Origin of the sequence: Idiomarina seosinensis (genome assembly GCF_044797955.1) — a bacterium.
GTDB lineage: Bacteria > Pseudomonadota > Gammaproteobacteria > Enterobacterales > Alteromonadaceae > Idiomarina > Idiomarina seosinensis_A.
In genome coordinates this window covers 1,258,854-1,280,651 of record NZ_CP085211.1, presented here as the reverse complement: position 1 = coordinate 1,280,651, position 21,798 = coordinate 1,258,854, and the positions used below count along the sequence as shown (strand labels likewise).

General features: G+C 50.0%; 17 protein-coding genes and 1 pseudogene. 6 read left to right on the top strand and 12 right to left on the bottom strand.

All coding sequences use genetic code 11. The features are described 5' to 3' along the window. Positions 1-35 precede the first annotated feature (35 nt). Together LG288_RS06110 and LG288_RS06105 are read left to right on the top strand one after the other, a co-directional pair. Positions 36-1,394 carry a class II 3-deoxy-7-phosphoheptulonate synthase gene (locus tag LG288_RS06110; protein ID WP_404399220.1) on the top strand — a complete coding sequence of 453 codons (1,359 nt, stop codon included), beginning with the start codon at positions 36-38 and terminating at the stop codon, positions 1,392-1,394. Positions 1,395-1,429: 35 nt separating this feature from the next. Further along, positions 1,430-2,227 carry a DUF1338 domain-containing protein gene (locus tag LG288_RS06105; RefSeq protein WP_404399219.1) on the top strand — a complete coding sequence of 266 codons (798 nt, stop codon included), beginning with the start codon at positions 1,430-1,432 and terminating at the stop codon, positions 2,225-2,227. A 32-nt stretch (positions 2,228-2,259) separates the two neighbouring features. Here LG288_RS06105 and LG288_RS06100 read toward each other — a convergent pair whose 3' ends face one another. Continuing rightward, the gene (locus LG288_RS06100) at positions 2,260-3,066 is read right to left on the bottom strand and encodes a pyruvate, water dikinase regulatory protein (protein ID WP_404399217.1); all 807 of its coding nucleotides are present in this window, start codon (positions 3,064-3,066) and stop codon (positions 2,260-2,262) included. A 111-nt stretch (positions 3,067-3,177) separates the two neighbouring features. On the opposite strand from LG288_RS06100, the gene ppsA reads away from it, so the two are divergent. Together ppsA and LG288_RS06090 are read left to right on the top strand one after the other, a co-directional pair. Beyond that, positions 3,178-5,547 carry a phosphoenolpyruvate synthase gene (gene ppsA / locus LG288_RS06095; RefSeq protein ID WP_404399216.1) on the top strand — a complete coding sequence of 790 codons (2,370 nt, stop codon included), beginning with the start codon at positions 3,178-3,180 and terminating at the stop codon, positions 5,545-5,547. Positions 5,548-5,585: 38 nt separating this feature from the next. After that, positions 5,586-8,618: an FAD-binding and (Fe-S)-binding domain-containing protein gene (locus LG288_RS06090; RefSeq protein ID WP_404399215.1), complete on the top strand. Its 3,033-nt coding sequence runs from the start codon at positions 5,586-5,588 to the stop codon at positions 8,616-8,618. On the opposite strand, the gene LG288_RS06085 is transcribed toward LG288_RS06090, so the two are convergent. The 6 genes from LG288_RS06085 to LG288_RS06060 form a co-directional block, all read right to left on the bottom strand. Continuing rightward, positions 8,615-9,655, bottom strand: coding sequence for a Leu/Phe/Val dehydrogenase (locus tag LG288_RS06085; protein ID WP_404399214.1), 1,041 nt, complete (start codon positions 9,653-9,655; stop codon positions 8,615-8,617). The genes LG288_RS06090 and LG288_RS06085 overlap by 4 nt on opposite strands. Positions 9,656-9,791: 136 nt before the next feature. Further along, complete coding sequence (locus tag LG288_RS06080) at positions 9,792-10,949, bottom strand: JmjC domain-containing protein (RefSeq protein WP_404399213.1); 1,158 nt, start codon at positions 10,947-10,949, stop codon at positions 9,792-9,794. After that, a complete protein-coding gene (purB, locus tag LG288_RS06075) occupies positions 10,946-12,316 on the bottom strand; it encodes an adenylosuccinate lyase (RefSeq protein WP_404403042.1) in 1,371 nt (456 codons plus the stop codon). Before purB ends, LG288_RS06080 begins: the two co-directional genes overlap by 4 nt. A gap of 44 nt (positions 12,317-12,360) precedes the next feature. After that, on the bottom strand, positions 12,361-12,981 hold the full coding sequence (hflD, locus tag LG288_RS06070; protein ID WP_404399212.1) for a high frequency lysogenization protein HflD: 621 nt from the start codon (positions 12,979-12,981) through the stop codon (positions 12,361-12,363). Continuing rightward, on the bottom strand, positions 12,978-14,108 hold the full coding sequence (mnmA, locus tag LG288_RS06065) for a tRNA 2-thiouridine(34) synthase MnmA (protein WP_404399210.1): 1,131 nt from the start codon (positions 14,106-14,108) through the stop codon (positions 12,978-12,980). Before mnmA ends, hflD begins: the two co-directional genes overlap by 4 nt. 50 nt (positions 14,109-14,158) lie before the next feature. After that, positions 14,159-14,752 carry a pseudouridine synthase gene (locus LG288_RS06060; protein WP_404399208.1) on the bottom strand — a complete coding sequence of 198 codons (594 nt, stop codon included), beginning with the start codon at positions 14,750-14,752 and terminating at the stop codon, positions 14,159-14,161. 84 nt (positions 14,753-14,836) lie between these two features. Here LG288_RS06060 and LG288_RS06055 point away from each other — a divergent pair, with 84 nt between their 5' ends. Beyond that, a complete protein-coding gene (locus tag LG288_RS06055) occupies positions 14,837-15,637 on the top strand; it encodes a hypothetical protein (protein ID WP_404399207.1) in 801 nt (266 codons plus the stop codon). Between the two features lie 21 nt (positions 15,638-15,658). After that, on the top strand, positions 15,659-16,489 hold the full coding sequence (locus LG288_RS06050) for a glucosaminidase domain-containing protein (protein WP_404399206.1): 831 nt from the start codon (positions 15,659-15,661) through the stop codon (positions 16,487-16,489). A gap of 80 nt (positions 16,490-16,569) precedes the next feature. Here LG288_RS06050 and ttcA read toward each other — a convergent pair. From ttcA to LG288_RS06025, 5 genes and pseudogenes are all read right to left on the bottom strand, one after another. Then, positions 16,570-17,403: pseudogene (gene ttcA, locus LG288_RS06045) on the bottom strand (tRNA 2-thiocytidine(32) synthetase TtcA); the annotation flags it as partial. Between the two features lie 85 nt (positions 17,404-17,488). After that, on the bottom strand, positions 17,489-18,415 hold the full coding sequence (gene uspE, locus LG288_RS06040) for a universal stress protein UspE (RefSeq protein ID WP_404403040.1): 927 nt from the start codon (positions 18,413-18,415) through the stop codon (positions 17,489-17,491). Positions 18,416-18,537: 122 nt separating this feature from the next. Next, positions 18,538-19,206, bottom strand: a complete 669-nt coding sequence (locus tag LG288_RS06035) for a sulfite exporter TauE/SafE family protein (protein ID WP_404399205.1) — start codon at positions 19,204-19,206, stop codon at positions 18,538-18,540. Next, positions 19,199-19,393: a cbb3-type cytochrome oxidase assembly protein CcoS gene (gene ccoS / locus LG288_RS06030; protein WP_404399204.1), complete on the bottom strand. Its 195-nt coding sequence runs from the start codon at positions 19,391-19,393 to the stop codon at positions 19,199-19,201. Before ccoS ends, LG288_RS06035 begins: the two co-directional genes overlap by 8 nt. After that, the gene (locus LG288_RS06025) at positions 19,390-21,795 is read right to left on the bottom strand and encodes a heavy metal translocating P-type ATPase (protein ID WP_404399203.1); all 2,406 of its coding nucleotides are present in this window, start codon (positions 21,793-21,795) and stop codon (positions 19,390-19,392) included. Before LG288_RS06025 ends, ccoS begins: the two co-directional genes overlap by 4 nt. Between the last annotated feature and the right edge of the window lie 3 nt (positions 21,796-21,798).

Sequence of the window (21,798 nt, the reverse complement as noted above, 5' to 3'; positions counted from 1 at the left end):
TACTTCCTTACAACCGACAGACTGGATATGCAGTGATGAGCCAGTGGCATGCACAAAGTTGGCGCGCAAAGCCAATCAAACAACAACCCAATTACACCAATCCGGAACACCTTAAGCAGGTGGAACAGCAGTTAGGCCAATTTCCTCCATTGGTGTTTGCCGAAGAAATACGTGCATTACGTTCTCAGCTCACCGATGTTTGCCAGGGTAATGGTTTTTTGCTGCAGGGCGGAGATTGCGCCGAGTCGTTCAGCGATTTTAATGCGCCCAAAATACGGGATACTTTTAAAGTTATTTTACAAATGGCCATCGTAATGACTTTCGCCGGCTCTTGTCCGGTAACCAAGGTCGCGCGCATGGCAGGACAATATGCCAAGCCGCGATCAGGCGATTTGGAAACCGTTGGCGATGTCAGTTTGCCCAGTTACCGGGGCGACATCATCAACGGCATTGAGTTTACCGACCAGGCACGGCAGCCCGACCCGGAGCGAATGCTTAAAGCCTACCACCATTCGGCAGCAACCTTGAATTTGTTACGAGCTTTTGCGCAGGGCGGACTGGCTAATTTACACAAAGTACACAAATGGAATCTGGGCTTTTTGGCCGCGAATCCGCTAAAAGAACGTTACCAGCAAATTGCGGAACAGATTCAATCGGCACTTAAGTTTATGGAAGTTCTGGGCATCAATACCGACACCCACGCGGCTTTGCATGAAACCCAGCTATTCACCTCTCATGAAGCCTTACTATTGCCATACGAACAGGCGTTAACGCGCACAGACACCCTTACCGGATTGCCGTATGATTGTTCGGCGCACATGATTTGGATTGGTGAGCGTACGCGTCAGTTGGATCATGCCCATGTCGAATTTATGCGCGGGATACATAACCCTATTGGCGTTAAAATTGGCCCCGGCATGGATGCCGACGAGCTGATTCAGTTATTGGACTTGCTAAACCCCGATAATGAAGCCGGCCGAATGACACTGATAACCCGGATGGGTGCCGATAATCTGGCCGACAAGTTGCCGCAGCTGGCGCGCAGGGTGAAAGCCGAAGGCCGCCAGGTGGTCTGGTCCAGTGACCCGATGCACGGTAACACGACCAAAGCTGATAATGGTCTAAAAACACGTAATTTTGATGCAATTCACAAAGAACTGCGGCAATTTTTTGCGGTCCATCAGGCCGAAGGAACCTATGCCGGTGGTATTCATCTGGAAATGACCGGTGAAGATGTCACCGAATGCACGGGGGGCGCGTATCAAATCAGTGAGGCGGACCTTTCCAGCCGCTATCGTACCCAGTGCGACCCAAGACTTAATGCCGATCAGGTGTTAGAATTGGCGTTTCTCGTCGCTGAGTCATTACGGGCAGCCCGTAATGGCCAGGGTTAATGTTCAGTAATTACCAGCAGAAGGACGGCAAGCACATGTCTCAGCAAGTAGAGCAGTTATTTGAGCGTTTATGGCAGGATTATATTTCACGCACGCCATCAGCACCGAAAGTTCACGAAGTTCTTGGTAAAGGCCACGATATTGTCAATGATCACGTTGCGTTTCGTACTTTTGATGTTGCTCCGGTGCGGCTTGAGGCGTTGGCTCAGCACTTTATTGATTTGGGCTACAAAGAGGGCGGCGATTATCATTTCGAAGCCAAGAAGTTGCGCGCTAAGCACTTTGAACACAACGACCCGACCTTACCAAAAGTTTTTATCAGTGAGCTGATGACAGAAGAGTTCAGTGACAGCCTGCAGAAAAAAGTCAAGGCTATGGTCAGTCAGGTTGACCCAGAAGCGGTTAAACGGGACGATTTTCTGTATTCAGGAACACACTGGACTATCAGTCATGCAGACTATCTTGAATTATTGGAAGAGAGTGAGTATGCCGCCTGGATGGCTGCCTTTGGTTTCTGCGCTAACCACTTTACCGTCAGCATTAATCAGCTGCCAGGTTACGACAGTATTGAGGAAGTTAACGAGGAACTTAAGCGCGCCGGCTTTAAGCTGAACAGCTCAGGCGGCGAAATAAAAGGTTCCCCAGAGGTTTGTCTTGAGCAGTCATCGACCATGGCTGATCGGCATCCGGTGGCCTTTAGCGATGAAACCGTAGAGATCCCCTCGTGTTTTTATGAGTTTGCCAAGCGCTATAAAACTGAAAGTGGTGAACTGTACAGTGGTTTTGTTGCGGCTTCTGCCGATAAGATTTTTGAAAGTACTAACGCGTCCTGATAAGGCATTATAAATTGCTTACAGCGCTGTTATCAGCGATGGCGCTGTAAGTTGGTCTGGGCCAGTATTTTTGCCGCGATTTCCTCAACAGAAAAATGGGTTGAATCAATAAACGGCACCGCCTCCCGGCGATAAAGATTCTCCACTTGCTGAAGTTCGTAACGGCATTGCTGCATCGATGCGTATTGGCTGCCATGCCGTCGCTGACTGCGTATTTCATGCAGACGCTGAGCGTCAAGGGTCAGACCAAATAGTTTATGGCGCTGCAGTTTAAGTTGGCGCGGCAGTTGTAAGCGCTCAAAGTCGTCATCATCGGTAATCGGGTAGTTGGCCGCTTTAATTCCGTATTGCAGAGCCAGATAAAGGCTGGTGGGTGTTTTGCCGGTGCGCGAAACGCCAATAAGCACGATGTCGGCCTGATCAAGCTGATCCAGTTTTTTGCCGTCGTCATTATCCAGTGCGTAGTTGATCGCATCAACCCGGAAGTTATAGTTCTTCTGCACGCCGTGTGTGCGATGGGTCTTAGGTTGAGCCTTTACATTAAGTTGCTGCTCCACCGAGCTGACAAACTGCTCGAGGAAATCGTAGGAAATGCCACCACAGCTAATGATTTTCTGCTTCAGCTGCGTATTAACAAAGGTATGGAAGATTAACGGCGGCTCACCGTCTGTAGCAGCGGATTGCTGTATTTGACGACAGACCTGCTCAGCTTTTTCCTCACAATCAATAAAAGGTCGGGTGATATGCTGAAATTCGACCGGGAACATGGATAGTAAAGCGTTTCCGAAGGCCTCTGCGGTGAGGGCGGTTCCGTCAGATATATAGTAGGCTGTGCGCATCGCTTGCCATTTTTTGTTTGCTAATGGGCCGACAGATATTAACTTGTCAGCAGGCAAAGTGTAAAATGTTAATTAATTTATCGTTATCGATGCAACTTTAAGGACAGTGACGTGCAAGAATATGTAATCTGGTACCAACAACTTGGCATGCAGGATGTTAATCGAGTTGGCGGAAAAAACGCTTCTCTTGGGGAAATGATCAGCAATTTAGCCGGCGCCGGAGTTGAAGTTCCGGGCGGCTTTGCCACTACCGCTGAGGCCTACAATCAGTTTCTCGAGCAGAGCGGGCTTAATGACCGTATTCACGATCTGTTGGACACGCTGGACGTTGATGATGTCACTGCCCTGGCAGCAGCCGGTAAAAAAATCCGCCAGTGGATTATTGATACTCCGTTTCAGGAAAACTTTGAAAGCAGCATAAAAGAAGCCTTTACGGAACTGAGCGAAGATAACGATGAGTTCAGTTTTGCCGTTCGCAGTTCAGCCACCGCAGAAGATATGCCCGATGCATCCTTTGCCGGGCAGCAGGAGACCTTTCTTAATGTGCGGGGCCTGGATGCAGTGATGGAAGCCATTAAACATGTTTTTGCTTCGTTATTTAATGACCGCGCCATATCTTACCGCGTCCATCAGGGCTATGATCACAAAGGTGTCGCCTTGTCTGCTGGCGTGCAGCGCATGGTGCGCAGTGATATCGCTGCCTCTGGCGTGATGTTTACTATTGATACTGAGTCAGGCTTTGATGATGTGGTTTTTGTTACCTCATCTTTTGGCTTAGGTGAAATGGTGGTGCAGGGTGCGGTGAATCCTGACGAATTCTATGTTCACAAACCCACGCTTAAAGCACAGCGGCCGGCTGTGCTGCGCCGTAATCTGGGCAGTAAACAAATCCAGATGGTATTTTCCGAACATCGAGAACATGGCAAGCAAACACGCATCGAAGATGTTAATGCCAGTCAGGCACTTAGCTTCTCGGTAACGGATGACGAAGTTGAAGAGCTGGCTCGTCAGGCAGTTATTATTGAGCAACATTATGGTCGCCCAATGGATATTGAATGGGCCAAAGACGGTATTGACGGTAAACTCTATATTGTTCAGGCACGACCTGAAACTGTGCGCTCGAATCAGCAGGGGCAGGCGATTGAGCGCTTTGCCTTAAAAGACAAGAGTGCAGTGATTTGCGAAGGCCGCGCTATCGGTCAACGTATTGGTTCCGGTGTCGCCAAGGTATTAAACGATCTAAGCGAAATGGATAAGATACAGCCGGGCGATGTCCTCGTCACCGATATGACCGATCCAGACTGGGAGCCCATTATGAAACGGGCTGCCGCAATTGTTACAAATCGCGGCGGCCGTACCTGTCACGCGGCAATTATTGCCCGTGAACTGGGCATACCGGCGGTGGTGGGCTGCGGTAATGCTGATGAAGTCATTGCCAATGGTAACGAAGTGACGGTTTCCTGTGCCGAGGGCGATACCGGCTACATTTATCAGGGGCAGCTGTCGTTCGATGTGACCTCAACGGCGGTCGATAAAATGCCGAACCTGCCGATGAAAATAATGATGAACGTCGGCAACCCTGACCGCGCCTTCGATTTTGCCGGACTTCCTCATGCCGGAATCGGGCTGGCACGACTGGAATTTATTATTAACCGCATGATTGGTGTACACCCTAAGGCACTGCTTAACTTTGATGATCAGAGCGAACAATTAAAGGCAACCATTACCGGTATGATGGCCGGATATTCCAGTCCGCGGGAATATTATGTGACCAAGTTGACCGAGGGCATTGCGACCCTGGCGGCAGCCTTTGCCCCTGAGCGCGTGATCGTGCGGATGTCAGACTTTAAGTCGAACGAATACGCTAATCTTATTGGCGGCAGCCAGTACGAACCTGACGAAGAAAACCCAATGTTAGGTTTCCGCGGTGCCTCGCGCTATATATCAGAAGAGTTTCGTGATTGTTTTGCGTTGGAATGCGAGGCTATCAAGCGGGTTCGCAGTACCATGGGGCTGACCAACGTTGAAGTAATGATTCCCTTTGTACGGACACCGGCAGAAGGGCGCAAAGTTATTGAGCTACTGCGCGAGCAGGGGTTAGTGCAGGGAGAAAACGGGCTGCGCGTTATTATGATGTGTGAATTGCCGTCAAATGCGTTGTTAGCCGATGAGTTTCTGGATATCTTTGACGGTTTCTCGATTGGCTCAAATGACTTAACGCAGCTGACTCTTGGTCTGGACCGTGATTCTGGTGTTATAGCCCACTTGTTCGATGAGCGCGATGCAGCAGTCAAGAAAATGTTAGCAATGGCGATTAGTGCAGCGAAAAAACGTGGCAAATACGTTGGTATTTGTGGTCAGGGACCGTCTGACCATCCTGATTTTGCAGCCTGGCTGGTCGAACAGGGCATTGATTCCGTATCACTAAATCCGGATACCGTGGTAGAAACCTGGATGTATCTGGCGGATCATTTGCAGTAACAGACACTGAACTTTAGCAGAGGATAACTGAAACAACGATGACTTATCTCCCGAAATTAGTTGCCAAAAGTAGTTTGCCGAAAGAGTACCGGGATTACCTGACGGCCTTACAAGCGACACACTTTTCGGGGGATATAGACATCACCTATGGGGGGCGGCTGATAGCATCAACGGATAATAGCGTTTATCAGCAGCTTCCTCAGGGGGTATTATACCCACGAACAAATGACGATCTGCAGCTAATATTGCATCTGGCCGCGCAACCGGACTTTCAGCAGATTAGCTTTTCCCCGCGTGGCGGCGGCACCGGTACTAATGGCCAGTCATTAACCCCCGGCCTGGTGGTGGATATGAGCCGCCATATGAATCAGGTGCTGGAAGTTAATGTCGAGGAAGGCTGGGTACGTGTTCAGGGCGGGGTGGTCAAAGACCAGTTAAACGATCAGTTACGGCCTTACGGCTACTTTTTTTCCCCGGACTTATCGACCAGTAACCGCGCCACTCTGGGCGGAATGATTAATACCGACGCCTCCGGTCAGGGTTCGCTGGTGTATGGTAAAACCAGTGATCATGTACTGGCTTTGTCCACCATTCTGATGGGCGGCGAGCGGCTGGACAGCGAACCCATTCCCTTGTCACAGGCAAAAGCACTCAGTGAACAAGAAGGCAGCGTAGGGCAGCTTTATCGGCAGGCAATAGCAACCTGTGTTCAGCTGCGTACTGAAATAGAAGAAAAGTTTCCCCCGCTTAACCGTTTTTTAACCGGCTACGATCTCAAGCACACTTATAATCCGGCACAGCAAACCCTGGATTTATCACGGCTGATTGCGGGCTCAGAAGGGACGCTGGGGTTTGTCGCCGAGGCACGACTTAATATTACCCCGATTCCCAATTACCGCACCCTGGTTAATGTTAAATACAGTAACTTTCAGGCCGCTTTAAACAATGCCCCTTTTCTGGTCAAAGCTCAGGCGACTTCGGTTGAAACGATCGACAGTAAAGTACTGAATTTAGCCCGTGAAGACATTATCTGGCATTCCGTCCAGCCTTTGCTGCGAGAGGTTGAGGGACAGACCATGAACGGTATTAATATGGTCGAGTTTGCCAGTACCGATGCTGCCGACAATGAGTATAAAGTCGAGCAGCTCTGCCGTCGCCTTGACGCGCTGATTAAAGACAAAGATAACCAGGGTGTTATCGGCTATCAAGTTTGTGATGATCTGGACAGCATCCAAACCATTTACGCAATGCGCAAAAAGTCGGTGGGATTGTTGGGCGCTACCAAGGGTCGGCGCAAACCGGTTGCTTTTGCCGAAGATACCGCTGTGCCGCCTGAAAAGCTGGCTGATTTTATCATCGAATTCCGCCAACTATTGGATGATGCTGGCCTGCATTACGGAATGTTTGGCCATGCTGACGCCGGCGTTTTACATGTCAGGCCGGCGCTGGATTTAAGCAATGAAGAAGATGAGCAATTGCTGCGCGAGATCAGCGATAAAGTAGCAGCCCTGACCAGTCGCTATGGCGGGTTAATGTGGGGGGAGCATGGAAAAGGCTATCGCTCTGAGTACGCGCCTGAATTTTTTGGTGAACAATTATTTACTGAACTGCGCAAGCTAAAAACAGCGGTTGATCCACACAACCAGCTGAATCCCGGCAAGATCTGTACGCCGCTGTCCGGCGATCACGCACTGGTTTCAATTGATGCCCGCAAGCGTGGTTATTATGACCGGCAAATACCGATTCAGGTCCGTGATAGCTATCGCAATGCGATGGACTGTAACGGTAATGGCTTGTGCTTTAATTACGATACTCAGGCTGTTATGTGCCCAAGCTTTAAGGTCAGCGGCGATCGTCGTTTTTCCCCAAAAGGACGGGCGTCCCTGGTGCGAGAGTGGCTACGCCTGAACAGCGAACAGGGTTTTGATGCCAGCCAGCCGGTGCAGCAACGGGCGTCTGCATTAAAGCGTTGGATTAATCGTTGGCGAAATAACGACGACTTTAGTCATCAGGTTAAACAGTCAATGGATAAATGCCTGGCCTGTAAGGCCTGCACCAACCAGTGTCCGGTGAGTGTTGATGTACCGACATTCCGGGCGCGCTTTTTACAACACTACTACAGCCGCTATGCCCGGCCACCAAAAGACTGGTTAGTAAAAAATGTTGAGCAAACCGCTAAGCTCGGTGCTAAGTTTCCCCGAGTCGCGAATGCGCTGTCACAGAACAGTCTCAGTAAGGCTGTACTAAGCCACTTGGTTGGCTACGTTGATACTCCGGTTTTTTCGGTGCCAAATCTGACCCGTCGCTGGCAGCAACAGGGTTTTGTGGTAATGGACAGCCAACAAATTCTTGCCAGTGACAGCCTTCAGCGCGAGAACTTTGTGGTGATTGTTCAGGATCCCTTCACCAGTTTTTATGAAGCGCAGGTTGTTGAAAGTTTTGCCGCGGTGGCTCACCGGCTTGGATTTACTCCGGTACTATTGCCGTTTATTGGCCATGGCAAGGCATTGCACGTTAAGGGCTACCTTAACGAGTTTCAGCAAACCGCAGAACAGGTTGCCGGACAGTTAGCGCCGCTTGCGGAGCAGGGCATTGAGCTGGTTGGTGTTGATACCTCTACAGCGCTTGTGTTTCGGGATGAGTATCAGCAGGCATTAGCAGAAAAGGCGGAAAACTTAAAAGTGAAAACTGTGATCGAGTGGCTTATTGATAAAACCTGGCCCGAGACAGTGTCATCACACCATCGTAACTACGGTTTATTAATGCACTGTACTGAGCAGAGCTTTATTCCGGAATCGGCGCAGCATTGGCAAAGCTTGTTTGGGCGCCTGGGAATGCAGCTGGACATCCTGAAAGTGGGCTGTTGTGGGATGGCCGGTACCTTCGGTCATGAGCGCAGTCATCAGCAGGACAGTAAAGCACTATACAAAATGGGCTGGCGGCAGGCGGTCAACTCCTATGGTAACAGTGGGCTTGTCGCTACCGGATTTTCCTGCCGCTCGCAGATCCAGCGGATGGAAAACAAGCGGGTGAGACACCCGCTTGAAGTTATTCTTGGTTGTATGAGTTAAGCCTGTTTAGCGCTTTCAATAATTTCCCGCGCCATCTGGTCAGCGAGTTCACCGGTAGGACGGTTTTCTTCGGCGGCGCGGGCAAATAGTTTGTCCAGCGTGTGATAAATGTCACGTACTCGCTTTTCAGTTTCAGTCAGTGACATGTTTGTCGCTTCTGAACAGACGTGGATGACACCACCGGCGTTAATAACGTAATCAGGCGCATACAAGATGCCCATCTCTTTAAGCAACTGGTCATGTTGTGGTGTTGCCAGCTGGTTATTGGCACTACCGGCAATAATTTTACACTTTAATTGCTTAAGGGTGTCATCGTTAATGGTCGCTCCCAGCGCACAAGGAGCATAGATATCTGCGTCAACCGCGTAGATCTCGTTCAGGCCAACGACTTTGGCACCCAGTTCGGTTTTAGCCCGCTGCAGTGACTCTTCGTTGATATCAGTGACGATTAACTCAGCGCCATCTTCCCGACAATACTTGGCAAAGTCATAGCCAACAGCACCAAGACCCTGCACTGCAATTTTCACACCCTGCAAATCTTCACTGCCCAGGCGGTGCTTTGCGGCGGCTTTCAGTCCTAGATAAGTACCCAGCGCCGTATGCGGAGATGGATTACCGGCTTTCGCTCCGGTACCGGCCACATGCTGAGTTTCCTGGGCAACGATATCAATGTCACTGGTTTTAATATTTACATCTTCTGCGGTGATATACTTGCCGCCGAGAGAGTTTATAAAACGCCCGTAAGCCCGGAACAGCTGCTCACTTTTAATCTTTTTCGCATCGCCGATAATAACTGCTTTACCACCGCCCAAAGGCAAGCCGGAAATGGCACTTTTGTATGTCATGCCGCGGGATAAGCGCAGTACGTCGGTTACCGCTTCAGCTGACGAGGCATAGTTCCACAAACGAGTGCCACCTAAGCTTGGACCCAGAGTGGTATCATGAACGGCGATAATGGCCTTAAGACCCGATTCTTCGTCGTGACAGAAAGCAACTTCATCGTGATGATCAAATTCAGGATGCTCGAATAGAGACATGAATTTCCTTCCTTGTTGGTGCTAGAAATTTCGCGCACAATACCACTATGGCAGGCCGTGCGCTACTGTGTCGGTGAATAAAAAAGTTGATTCAAACGCCTGTTTAGCAACTAGAGTTTACAGTTAACGTAAACTGCTAATCGGTGTCCAGAAAAAGCTGAAAGAGGCCCTGATTAAGTAACTCGGCCAGTAACTCACGATCATTGCCAGTATTGACCTGAGTTAATAAGTCGGCGCCCGGATGTTCTGTTTGCTGAGCTAACTTGTGGGCCAACGGTTGGCTCTGTGGGCTTACCAGATAGCGTTCACCGTTGCCGTAAAATGCCTGCTGTGGCTGATGATATAGCCAGCGCGCACCGGCAGAGCGAACCAGCAGTGCCTGAGGCTGAGCGAGCAAGTCGTCGATCTGTTGAGCGGTGTAAGGCAAATCCGGTTCGACCAGGGTACGCTTACTTTGGGACATCAGGCGCAACAATAAATCGTCCAGCTGTCCTGACTCTAACGTCTGCATCAATAGTGCTTTACACTGTTGCAATTCGTTGTCGCTAACCTGGTATGAGCTTTTCCGGCTGCGTAGATCGGGGTCCTGATAGCGTTGATTTAAAACATCCTGCTGTAGAGCCAGATCGCCCAGCTGTTGTAACCACTCAGCCTGTGACGGAGCCCTGAAACCAACGGAGTAATTCAGGCTAGGTTCCAGCGCAATCCCGTCATGTGGGCAGCCAGCCGGAATATAAAGCACGTCACCGGGTTCCAGTTCGGCATCAATCACGGCAGTAAAGGGCTCTTTGACCAGCGTCAGGTCAGCACAGGGCTGATAATTTGTCATGTTCTGACGCTCACCCACCTGCCAACGCCGGCGGCCGGCACCCTGGATAATAAAAACGTCATATTGATCCAGGTGTGGACCAACACCGCCTTCTGCACACGAGAAGCTGACCATAACGTCATCTATGCGCCACTGGGGCAAAAAGTCAAAAGCTGTCAACAGCTGACCAACAGCCGGCAGCCACTCATTAACTGACTGCACTAACAGCGTCCAGTGACTATCACCAAAGGCTTCATAGTCGCTAAAGGGCCCATGTTCGACCTGCCAGCTACTGGAATTATCGGCATTAACAGCACGCCGTACCACGCGGGAATCGGCATCTTCCTCCATAGCAAGGCCTGCCAGGATCTCGGGTTCGATGAGATCCTCAAACTGGGCGAAACCACCGCGCAATAGACAGGGCCGGCGCTGCCAGTACTGTGCAAGAAACTCGTCTGGCTGAAAAACTTTGCTATCGAGTTTCACGACAAGTCGTCCACGAACTGCTCGGCACGGCCGATATAAGTAGCCGGTGCCAGCGCTTTCATCTCATCCTTTGCCGCTTCGGGTATCTCCAGAGCGTCAATAAAATTGGCCAGATCGGTGGCTGTGATTCGTTTACCCCGTGTCAGCTCTTTTAGCTTTTCATAGGGTTTTTCAACGCCATAACGCCGCATCACAGTTTGTACCGGCTCGGCCAGCAGCTCCCAGTTAGCGTCCAGTTCGTTGGCTAATACGGCTTCGTTAACCTGCAGCTTGCTGAGGCCTTTTAAGCTGGCATGATAAGCAATAACAGCGTGAGCAATACCGACCCCCAGGTTTCGCAATACCGTAGAGTCGGTCAGATCACGTTGCCAGCGCGAGATAGGTAGCTTTTGCGCCAAATGCGCCATAATGGCGTTGGCTATGCCCAGGTTGCCTTCTGAGTTTTCAAAGTCAATTGGATTGACTTTATGCGGCATAGTCGAAGAGCCGACTTCGCCGGCCACGGTTTTCTGCTTAAAGTGATTTAATGCAATATAACCCCACAAATCACGGTCAAAGTCGATAAGCACCGTATTGAAGCGCGCCAAAGCGTCAAAAAACTCGGCAATATAATCATGGGGTTCTATTTGAGTGGTGTAGGCATTCCAGCTAAGCCCCAGGCGACGAACAAATTGCTCAGAAAGCTGATGCCAGTCAACGTTAGGATAGGCGGCTAAATGTGCATTGTAGTTGCCTACGGCTCCATTTATTTTACCCATCAGCTTAACGGCTTGCAGTTGCTCAAGCTGCCGCTGCAGACGCACAGCAACGTTAGCAAATTCTTTACCCATGGTCGTTGGCGTGGCGGGCTGGCCGTGAGTCCGTGCCATCATGGCAACTGACCGGTATTCACTTGCTTTGGCTTTAATATCATCAACTATTTGCTGCATCAGGGGCACCAGCACCTGCTCGCGGGCGGTATTTAACATTAAGCCATGAGCCAGATTATTGATGTCTTCAGAGGTGCAGGCAAAATGGATGAATTCTGATACCTTGGCCAACTCCGGGTGTCCGGCGACCTGTTCTTTTAAGTAATATTCTACCGCTTTGACATCATGGTTGGTGGTGCTTTCAATCTGCTTAATGCGCTCAGCCGCCGAACTGTCGAAGTTATCCAGGATAGCATCAAGTATTTGATTGGCTTCTGTGCTTAAGGGAGGGACTTCTACGATACCTTCTTCATCTGCTAAACGTTGCAGCCAGCGCACTTCAACAATAACGCGAAACTTGATCAAACCGTATTCGCTAAAAATAGGGCGCAAGTCTTCAACCTTGTTGGCGTATCGGCCATCAACGGGTGACAAGGCAGTAAGGGATGAAAAAGGCAGCATAATGTCGTTCTCCAAATAAAGCGAAAGTAGTTTAAATTAGGTTAAGCAGTGCGAAGTAACTGTTGTGCCGTTGCCAGCATCTTTTTGCGTGACAGTAAAAAATGCCGCCGTTTACCCCCGACCTGATGCCACAAGACTGCGCTGCGGATGCCCGCCAGCAACAATGCACGAATGTGGTGTTGATTAGCTTCGTTCTTCAGCTGAGTCGGGTTTCCATTAACCTTGATGGGCTGGCCTAAGGGGCTAATCAGATCTCGGTAAATACCCGCCAGGCTTTGCAAAATGCGGTAACGTTCGAAACCAAACTCACGATATTGCCGGTTGACCTGTTCAAGACGCCGGGCCAATTCTGACATTTGTTTATCGCGGGCCTGTAAGCGGCGTGATAAGTGAATCATGCCAACCAGATAGCGGGTCAGCTCAATGTCCTTTTGGGTGCTGTTACCGAGTTGCTGAATCAGGGTCTGTAAGCCTGGCCTAATAGCCTCAATCGAGCCATAAACGGCTAATGTCGACTGCGGTTGCAGATTGGTAACACTATCAATCAAGGTTTCCGTCACCGTATCGTGTATCACTGCTCCTGAGCGAGCCACTTGCTGAACTGCGGCAGCACTCAATGTCATCCCCGACAGCGCCAGAACGCGCTGTTGCCAGTCATTCATAGTTTGACCTCAAAGTCGGTCAGACGGCGCTCGATAATAGCACCGCCCAGGCATACGTCATCTAAATAGAAGACCGCTGATTGTCCCGGGGTAACCGCAGCCACCGGCTGTTCGAAAATGACTTCGAGTTGGTCATTGCCAAGGGGTTTCAGCTGACAGGCAATGTCCTGCTGGCGATAGCGGGTTTTTACGGTACAGCTAATCGGTTGCTGCAAAGGCGTACGACTGACCCAGTGCACCTGACCGGCAATCAGACCATCAGCGTACAGACGCGGATGGTCTTTACCCTGAGCAACAATTAAGGCATTGCGCCCGACATCTTTATCCACCACATACCAGGGCTCATCTGAGGCATCAGCACGGCCACCAATATGCAGACCTTTACGCTGACCTATGGTGTGGTACATCAGCCCCTCGTGTTTGCCCAGCACCTCTCCGTCGGGGCTCTCGATAGCTCCTGGCTGTGCCGGCAGGTAGTTTTGCAAAAAGTCTTTGAATTTTCGTTCACCAATAAAACAAATCCCCGTCGAATCTTTTTTGTCCGCGGTTACCAGGCCTTGTTGCTGGGCTATTCGCCGAACCTCCGACTTTTCCAGTTCGCCGACCGGGAAAAGGGTCTGAGCAACATGCTCATGGCTGAGGGTATAGAGGAAGTAGCTCTGATCTTTATTGTTATCAAGGCCGCGCAGTAACTGCCACTGGCGGCCATCAAAAGCTCGCCGTACATAATGCCCGGTAGCAATATAATCGGCCCCGAGTGCCTCTGCTGCGAATTCAAGGAACGCTTTAAATTTAATTTCCTTGTTGCACATGATATCCGGGTTCGGAGTCCGTCCGGCTTTATATTCCTCGAGGAAGTGCTCGAACACGTTATCCCAGTATTCTGCAGCAAAGTTAACCGTGTGCAATTCGATACCCAGAGTCGCACAGACTTTTTCAGCATCGGCTAAATCTTCCGCTGCAGCACAGTATTCATCAGAGTCGTCTTCTTCCCAGTTTTTCATAAACAGGCCTTCGACGATAAAGCCCTGTTGTTGCAGCAAATAAGCTGAAACTGAGGAATCGACACCACCGGACATGCCGACAATGACTTTTTTAGTGCCTGGGTTTGAAATTGTATCTGCCATCGGTTACTGGTTACCTGTACCGTTAACGAGTCTGTTAATAGCCGCGCATTCTACCACACCGGCGGCTCATCGCGCCATTCTCCCGGTTGTAACCCGGCTAATTTATAGGGTCCGACCTGAGCCCGGATCAAGCGCAGGGTAGGAAGGCCAACATGGGCCGTCATCCGCCTGACCTGACGGTTTTTACCCTCCCGGATGCGCAGACAAAGCCAGCTGTCAGCAACCGTTTTCCGCTCGCGTACCGGCGGGTTGCGGGACCACAGCGAAGTAGGCTCAGGCATCGGGAATGCCTCGGCGGGGCGGGTAACTCCATCGTTTAGCTCGACCCCCTGGCGAAGCTGACTCAGTTGCTGCTCGTCGGGTTCGCCTTCTACCTGTACCCAGTAGGTTTTCCATACCTTGTACTTAGGATCTGCCAGCCGTGCCTGATACACCCCGTCGTTGGTCAACAGCATCAAGCCCTCACTGTCTTTATCCAGGCGACCCGCCGGATAAATGTCGTTATGGGGGATCCAGTCTTTTAAGGTGGCATCCTCGGGTTCACCGGAAAATTGTGAGAGGACGCCGTACGGCTTGTTAAACACAACCAATTTGGGGTTAACAGGGCGTGGCCGCCGATTTTGTTTTTTAAAGCCTGGTTTCATGGGTAATCCTTATCTGTGGCATTGGTATCAGCGCTTAAGATGCTCTAGTATATGGGCCTTGTGTTTTACGTCTGACAGGTTTCCATGCAAGCTAACAATGATAACCAACAAACTACCATCATCGGCGGTAATTTAACGGATGCCCTTAATGGGCGCTATCAATTAAGTCTGGGTGATGTATTCAAACAAACATTTGATTTAACACGCAAGCACTGGGTGCCGCTATTTTTAGGTTTCATCGCCTTTATGGGAATCTTATTAATTATTTCTCTTGTTGCGTTAAGTATTTTGCCTGCCAGCTGGGTTGAGCAATTTGCCGACCCGGAACAGCAGATCGCAGCGCAGGCGCTTGTTTTTTTATCGATACTCGGTGCTGCGGTAGGCGCCCCTTTCTGGGGGGGATTGATACTAATGGGGATTCGCCACAGTGTTGATATTCCCTCTAAAGCCACTGACATGTTCAATGGCTTTCGCAAAGCGGGCCCCTTGATCGCAACCCTGGTGGCAACCAGCCTGTTAACACAGGTCAGCATTTTGCTGCTAACCGAATTACACTGGCTGCTGGGTGTATTAGCACAAATTTACTTAACCGTTGCTTTTGCCTTTGCTTTGCCGCTAGTGATTGAACGCGACGTATCCCCGCTGAATGCGATATTTTATTCAGTCCGTATCGTAAATTATAAATTACCCATCTATATTATCTTATTATTTGCTATTAGCGGATTATTGATTATCAGTTCGTTGTTGTTTTTTATCCCGCTGATTTATGTGGTGCCTTTGATCTTTAACCTTTGCGGTGTCGTTTACAAAGACGTAGTAGGGGTAAGCATCCGACTGGATGACCAGCAGATTAAGGATAATGATAATGGCCCGTGGCAGGCCTGATCAGCTTAGGAGAGCACATGCATGCGTAAATTGTTTATCGTATTTTTTATTTTCGTTAGTTTGTTAGCGCTGTTATTACCGTTTATTGCAAAAAAACAGCTGTATGCCAGTGCGTTTCCTGAGATTGCCGGTATCCCGCCGGTGCCGGAGATTAGCAGCTATCGTTCGTTACCAAACTTTGCCGGCTACGACAATGTACGCGAGAAAAAGGAGCAGTTTTTCGGCTACTTGTTGCCGATTATCGAAGCAGAAAACTTAAAGATTTTGCACAAACGGGCGCAGATATTTAATCTTGCTGAGGCTTCTGAACAAGGAGAGCTGAGCGCGCAGCAGCGCAGCCAGTTTCAACAACTTAAAGACCGTTACGATGTTGACGAACAGTTATCCGATGAACAGGCTTTCGAAGTTTTGAAGCGGCGTGTCGATATTGTCCCTGAAATGATGGTGCTGGTGCAGGCTGCTAATGAGTCCGGCTGGGGTACTTCGCGATTTGCCCGTCAGGGCCTTAATTTATTTGGTCAGTGGTGCTACCAGGAAGGCTGTGGCATGGTACCCGGCCAACGGGGGGCCGATAAGAAACATGAAGTTAAAGTATTTAAAACAGTCAATCAGGCTGTACGTAGCTATTTGCATAATATCAACACCCATTCAGCCTATCAGGATTTACGCATGATACGGGCGCAAAAACGCCGTAGTGGTGAACAATTGCGGGCTACCCAGCTGGTTGAAGGCTTAGGCAGCTACTCCGAGCGCGGCGATGAGTACATAGAAGAGCTTCAGGCAATGATCCGGGTTAACCGGCCTGTTGTCGAAGAAGTCAAAAACGACACACAACAAGCCGCTAATTATTAACTGATTTGCCGGATATTGATGGTCTGAACTGAGCCGCCTTCGGGCGGCTTTTTCATGTTATCCGCAGGGCCAATTGGCGGTGAGTCAAAAGCAACATCGCCATCTTGTTCAGGTTTACCGGTAGCTGCCACAGCAGCAAAATCAAATAGCCCAGGGTCTGCCAGATGTGACGGCGCGATATTCTGCATCGCGGTAAAAATACTTTCGATTCTGCCCGGAAACTGTTTATCCCATTGTTGCAGCAACTGCTTGGTCTGTTTACGTTGCAGGTTTTCCTGAGAGCCACACAAGTTGCAGGGAATGATCGGAAACGCCATTGCATCGGCATAGCGCGCAATATCTTTTTCTCGGCAAAAAGCCAGCGGCCGGATGACGACATGTTCGCCATTGTCACTGACTAGTTTGGGAGGCATCGATTTAAGTTTGCCGCCATGAAACATATTAAGAAACAGGGTTTCGATCATGTCATCGCGGTGATGTCCCAGTGCAATCTTTGTGGCGCCGAGACGCTTCGCTGTTTTGTATAAAATGCCCCGGCGCAGTCTTGAGCATAAGGAGCAGGTGGTTTTACCTGCCGGAATTTTTTCCTTAACAATACTGTAAGTATCTTCTTCAACTATCTCGAACTTTACCCCAAGGCGGGCTAGATATTCAGGCAGGACTTGCTCAGGAAAACCGGGTTGCTTTTGATCCAGATTAACAGCGATCAAATCAAATCGTACGGGAGCTACTTTTTGCAGATAGAGTAGGGTGTCCAGCAAGGTATAGCTGTCTTTACCACCAGACAGGCACACCATAATGTTATCACCGTCTTTGATCATGCCAAACTGCTCAATCGCTTTACCGGCGTCACGCCGGATGCGTTTTTGCAGTTTATTAAAGCCGTAGCTGCTTTCTCCAGATGCTACCGTCATAACACGTTACCCGCCTGCCTGCTTGAGAGACTATTAATTCAGCGCGCGATTATACCCGACAGAAGCATACAGGCAAGCCGTGATTTCAGGCCAACGGCGAAACAAAGTCGGCAGGTTTAACGGCCAGTACATCGCAGTTTAACTGCTCCAGCACATGTTCTGCGGTATTACCTAAAAGTGCTGCGGTAATGCCGGTGCGTCCGATCGTACCAATCACTACCAGCTCAGCATCAAGCTTTTCGGACAAATCCGGAATCACTTGCTCAGGCAGTCCCTGATTTACATGTTGTTGCTCCTCCGGTATCTGAAACTCCTCGCCAAGCTTACGCATTTTATTCAAATGCAGCTGGTGCAGCTCTTCCGTATACTGGCTTACATCAAATTCCGGTATTTCGACTGCAACGTTGACCGGTGCTCCGGGGTATGCGTTAACCAGATGCACACTGGCATCCAGTACGTGGCTCATCGCCTCCGCATGCTCGATTATGCGTTGGTTTAATTGGCCGTGGTGGACTTCTTCTGAGCCACTATTAACTGCACTGATGATTTGGCCATGTTTTGGCCAGGCGTGTTCTTTAACCATTAATACCGCACAAGGCGCTTTGCGCAGCAGGTGCCAGTCGGTTGGGGTAAATAATAGGTTTTGCAGGCTGGCGGTGACTTGCGATGCTTTGATAATGAGGTCGTGTTTGCCTTTAAGTACCGCTTCAATAATGGCTTCAAAAGGACGGTTGTGCCAGACCACATCGATATCGATACGAATATCCGTGGTGTCGTAGCCGGCCAACAAGTCAGTTAACCAGGCCTTACGATCGGCAATCAGGTTTGCCCGCATGGTATCCCGCTCTTCGCTGGACAACATAGTCGTCATCTCATACGAAAAATCATAAATTGATAAAAATAAGGTAAGCCGTGCGTCACTCAGACGAGCCATATGCAGGGCACGGTTGATGGCTTTATTGTGTTCATCGGCGGGGTCGACAACGACCAGTACGTGTCTGAAAGCATCCATCATTTTTCTCCGGTCTATAACAAGAAACCAAGGCGGCTACAACGTTAGCTAACCTAAGATTAGCCCACTTTATAAAAAACGTCCTGCGCTAACGGTATTTAGACTTTGGCAATGGCTTTCAACTAAGAAAAATAATGGCGAACCAGAGTTAGCGCCGTCCACAGACTGTAGACAATTAATAACACCCCGATAGCCGTACGAAAACCCTGCGCCTGCAGAATAGCCCGAATCGAGTGGCTAAAGTAGCCGGCACCGATCATGGCCGGGAAGGTCCCAATTGCAAATGCGGTCATTAACAGAGCTCCGCCGCTGGCGCTGCCGCTAATTGCGGCATAACTGAGTGCGCTGTAAACCAGGCCGCAGGGCAACCAGCCCCATACAGCACCTGCCAGCATCACGGCTAAACGCGAAGTTGCCGGGCCTTTGCCGGACTGACGCGGCGACAACCCTTTAATTTTTTCCCACAGCGGTTTAGCGGCTTGTTCCAGCCGGCTGAGAATAGGCCACCAGCCGGTAAAATACAGGCCCAGAGCGAATAAAAAGAATACCGCCAGCCAGCGTAAAACTTTGGTGGTGTAAGGCGAGTCGGGTGCAAAAACGGCTATCGCACCACCAACAATTGCACCCAGCACGGCATAAGAAAGCAAACGGCCAAAATTGTACAAAATAATGTTAGATAACCGATTTTGTACACCAATGGCGCTGGCAATTCCACCGCACATTGCCAGGCAATGGCCAGCGCCGGCAAGACCCATAACAAAAGCGGTCAGTACATCAGCCTGGTTAATCATCTTTTTTCTGCGCTTCTTTCGGGTTATCAGACTTGCGGTTCTGCTCTTCGTCGTCGTCTAACAGAATACGCATGCCTTCGCGTTCAATGTCTTCAAACTGGTTGGACTTAACCGCCCAAAAAAATACCAGTACGGCAATGACCACAAAGAGGATAGCCACGGGTATTAAGACATAAATAACATTCATTCGCGATATAACCTCAGCGAGTTGGCAATAACTAATAACGAACTTAATGACATACCCAGAGCGGCGACCCAGGGCGCTATCAAGCCTAGTGCAGCAACCGGCAGTATGGAGATATTGTACAGTACGGCCCAGCTGAAATTCTGGCGCATAATACTGCGCGATTTATGGGCACTGGTTAATATCTCTGAAACGCAGCTTAACCGGTCCGATAAAATCACTACATCAGCAGCGGTTTTTGCCAAATCAGACGCGCCGGCAAAAGTCATTGATAAATGTGCCTGAGCCAGCACCGGCCCATCATTTAGACCATCACCGACCATCCATACAGTGTGACCTTTTTGCTGTAACTCTTTAATCAGTGACAATTTATCATCCGGTTTAAATTCACCATAGTGGGCGTCCAGTTCCAGCTCGGTTGCAGTCTGTTCAACTCGTTGCTGACTGTCGCCGCTGACCAGTAAGGTCTTTACGCCGCGTTGTTTCAGTTGGCTGATGGTGGCTTTGGCATCCTGGCGGACCTTATCTTCTATCTTAAAGCAGGCCAGTACCTGTTGCTGGTTTGCCAGTATAACCGTAAAGTCCCGATCTAAAGGGGCTTGCGGGTGCCACTGACGAATAAAGGCTTCACTGCCTAAGCGGTAAACCTGACCGTCATCGTCTTCAACCTGCAGCCCATAACCTAACACGTTATTGACCGGGTTTGAAAAGCGACGTGGTGTCGCAGTCAACTGCTTCAGTGGTATGGCAAGGGGGTGCTCAGAGAAGGCCTCCATGCCGGCAACCAGCTGACTAACTTGTTCAGAGCTAATAAAGTCTTTGCGCTCACTTAAGGTAAATTTACCTTCAGTCAGGGTACCGGTTTTGTCAAAACAGACGATATCCAGGCTTTTCACGGACTCGAGAACCTGCGAACCCTTAAGCAATATACCGCGCTGATTTAGCCGGTGAATGGTACCGGTGATTGCCGTTGGTGCTGCCAGTGACAGCGCACAGGGACAGGTGGCAACTAACACCGCCAGCGTCACCCATAAGGCGTGTTCAGGATCAATCCACCACCAGACAAAAAAGGTCAGGGTGGCGACCACTAAAATCGCGCTGACAAAGTAGGACGCTACTTTATCAATCACTTGTTGTACCTTGGGTTTATCAGCCAGGGCCGAATCCTGCATTGCCACAATACCAGCCAGTACGGTTTGCTGGGCAGCTGCAGTCACCCGGATGCGTATCGCCTGCTGTTGGTTAATACTGCCGGCGACAACCAGCTGTCCCTGTTGTTTGTGATTGGGTACACTCTCGCCACTGAGCAGGCTTTCATCGACCCATGCCGCCTGTGACAGCAATTCACCATCAGCGGCAATGGTATCGCCCGGGTTAACACGGATGATATCGCCAACTTGTAGCTGCTTTACCGCTACTGACTCGGTACCATCCTGGGTTTCGCGGGTAGCCAGCTGAGGCATTAAGGTCAGCCGGTTGGTCGCAAAACGCAGTGCTTTTTCTTTCGCCAACAGTTCTAAATAGCGACCGGAAAGCAGGAAAAAGGTGAACATGGAAATTGATTCAAAATAAACCTCACCACTGCCCTTAAAAACTGCATAGACACTGGCACTGTATGCCCCCAGCAAGGCTATACTAACGGGCACATCCATATTCAGGGTTCGTGCCTGCAGCGCCCGTAATGTTCCCATATAGAAGGGCTGGGCACTGTACAAAATGACCGGCGTGGCAAAAATTAAACTAACAGACCAGATGTATTGACGGGTAGTTTCGTCCAGATCACTGACTACTCCAAAATACAAGGCAAAAGCCAGCATCATAACTTGCATGGTTGCCAGGCCCGCCAGGCCAAGACGGCGAATCAGCCCTTTGCGCTGGCGGCCAAACTGCTGCTCTTGTTGGTTAGCCTGAAAGGGGAGCGCTTGATAACCAATGGCGGCTAACCGTTTAATCAGCTCGCTCATCGCCACTTGTCCCGGGTCCCAGGTCACTTGCAGCCGTTGACTGGATAAATTAACCACGGCGCGCTCAACACCGGCAGTATTTTGCAACTCGCGCTCAATCAGCCAGGCGCAGGCGGAGCAGGTGATATTAGAAACGGTCAGCGCAGCCTGCTGCTGCTCAGCGCCTAAGTCACGGACAAATTCCTTTTGCACATCCGGATGGTCATAAACATCCAGATCATTTAGCTCATCGGGCAGAATCGGCGTTTGCTGCGGTTGATCAGGGTCACGGTGCTTATAATAAGCACTTAAACCGTGTTCAATAATTGTTTCTGCTACTGCCTGACAACCGGCGCAACAAACGGCTTGTTGCTCGTCCTGATAACAGACGCTTAAAGTCACTCCTCGCGGGATCGGCTGCAGACAGTGAAAACACTGTTGCTGGTTAGCCATTGAACTCATTTC

Coding starts and splice junctions, on each gene's coding strand:
- LG288_RS06100 (WP_404399217.1), bottom strand. CDS start 3,066: ATGCGCACAGCCTACTATATATCTGACGGAACCGCCCTCACCGCAGAG.
- LG288_RS06110 (WP_404399220.1), top strand. CDS start 36: ATGAGCCAGTGGCATGCACAAAGTTGGCGCGCAAAGCCAATCAAACAA.
- LG288_RS06055 (WP_404399207.1), top strand. CDS start 14,837: ATGCAAGCTAACAATGATAACCAACAAACTACCATCATCGGCGGTAAT.
- LG288_RS06090 (WP_404399215.1), top strand. CDS start 5,586: ATGACTTATCTCCCGAAATTAGTTGCCAAAAGTAGTTTGCCGAAAGAG.
- LG288_RS06060 (WP_404399208.1), bottom strand. CDS start 14,752: ATGAAACCAGGCTTTAAAAAACAAAATCGGCGGCCACGCCCTGTTAAC.
- LG288_RS06050 (WP_404399206.1), top strand. CDS start 15,659: ATGCGTAAATTGTTTATCGTATTTTTTATTTTCGTTAGTTTGTTAGCG.
- hflD (WP_404399212.1), bottom strand. CDS start 12,981: ATGAATGACTGGCAACAGCGCGTTCTGGCGCTGTCGGGGATGACATTG.
- LG288_RS06035 (WP_404399205.1), bottom strand. CDS start 19,206: ATGATTAACCAGGCTGATGTACTGACCGCTTTTGTTATGGGTCTTGCC.
- mnmA (WP_404399210.1), bottom strand. CDS start 14,108: ATGGCAGATACAATTTCAAACCCAGGCACTAAAAAAGTCATTGTCGGC.
- LG288_RS06025 (WP_404399203.1), bottom strand. CDS start 21,795: ATGAGTTCAATGGCTAACCAGCAACAGTGTTTTCACTGTCTGCAGCCG.
- LG288_RS06085 (WP_404399214.1), bottom strand. CDS start 9,655: ATGTCTCTATTCGAGCATCCTGAATTTGATCATCACGATGAAGTTGCT.
- ccoS (WP_404399204.1), bottom strand. CDS start 19,393: ATGAATGTTATTTATGTCTTAATACCCGTGGCTATCCTCTTTGTGGTC.
- LG288_RS06105 (WP_404399219.1), top strand. CDS start 1,430: ATGTCTCAGCAAGTAGAGCAGTTATTTGAGCGTTTATGGCAGGATTAT.
- uspE (WP_404403040.1), bottom strand. CDS start 18,415: ATGGATGCTTTCAGACACGTACTGGTCGTTGTCGACCCCGCCGATGAA.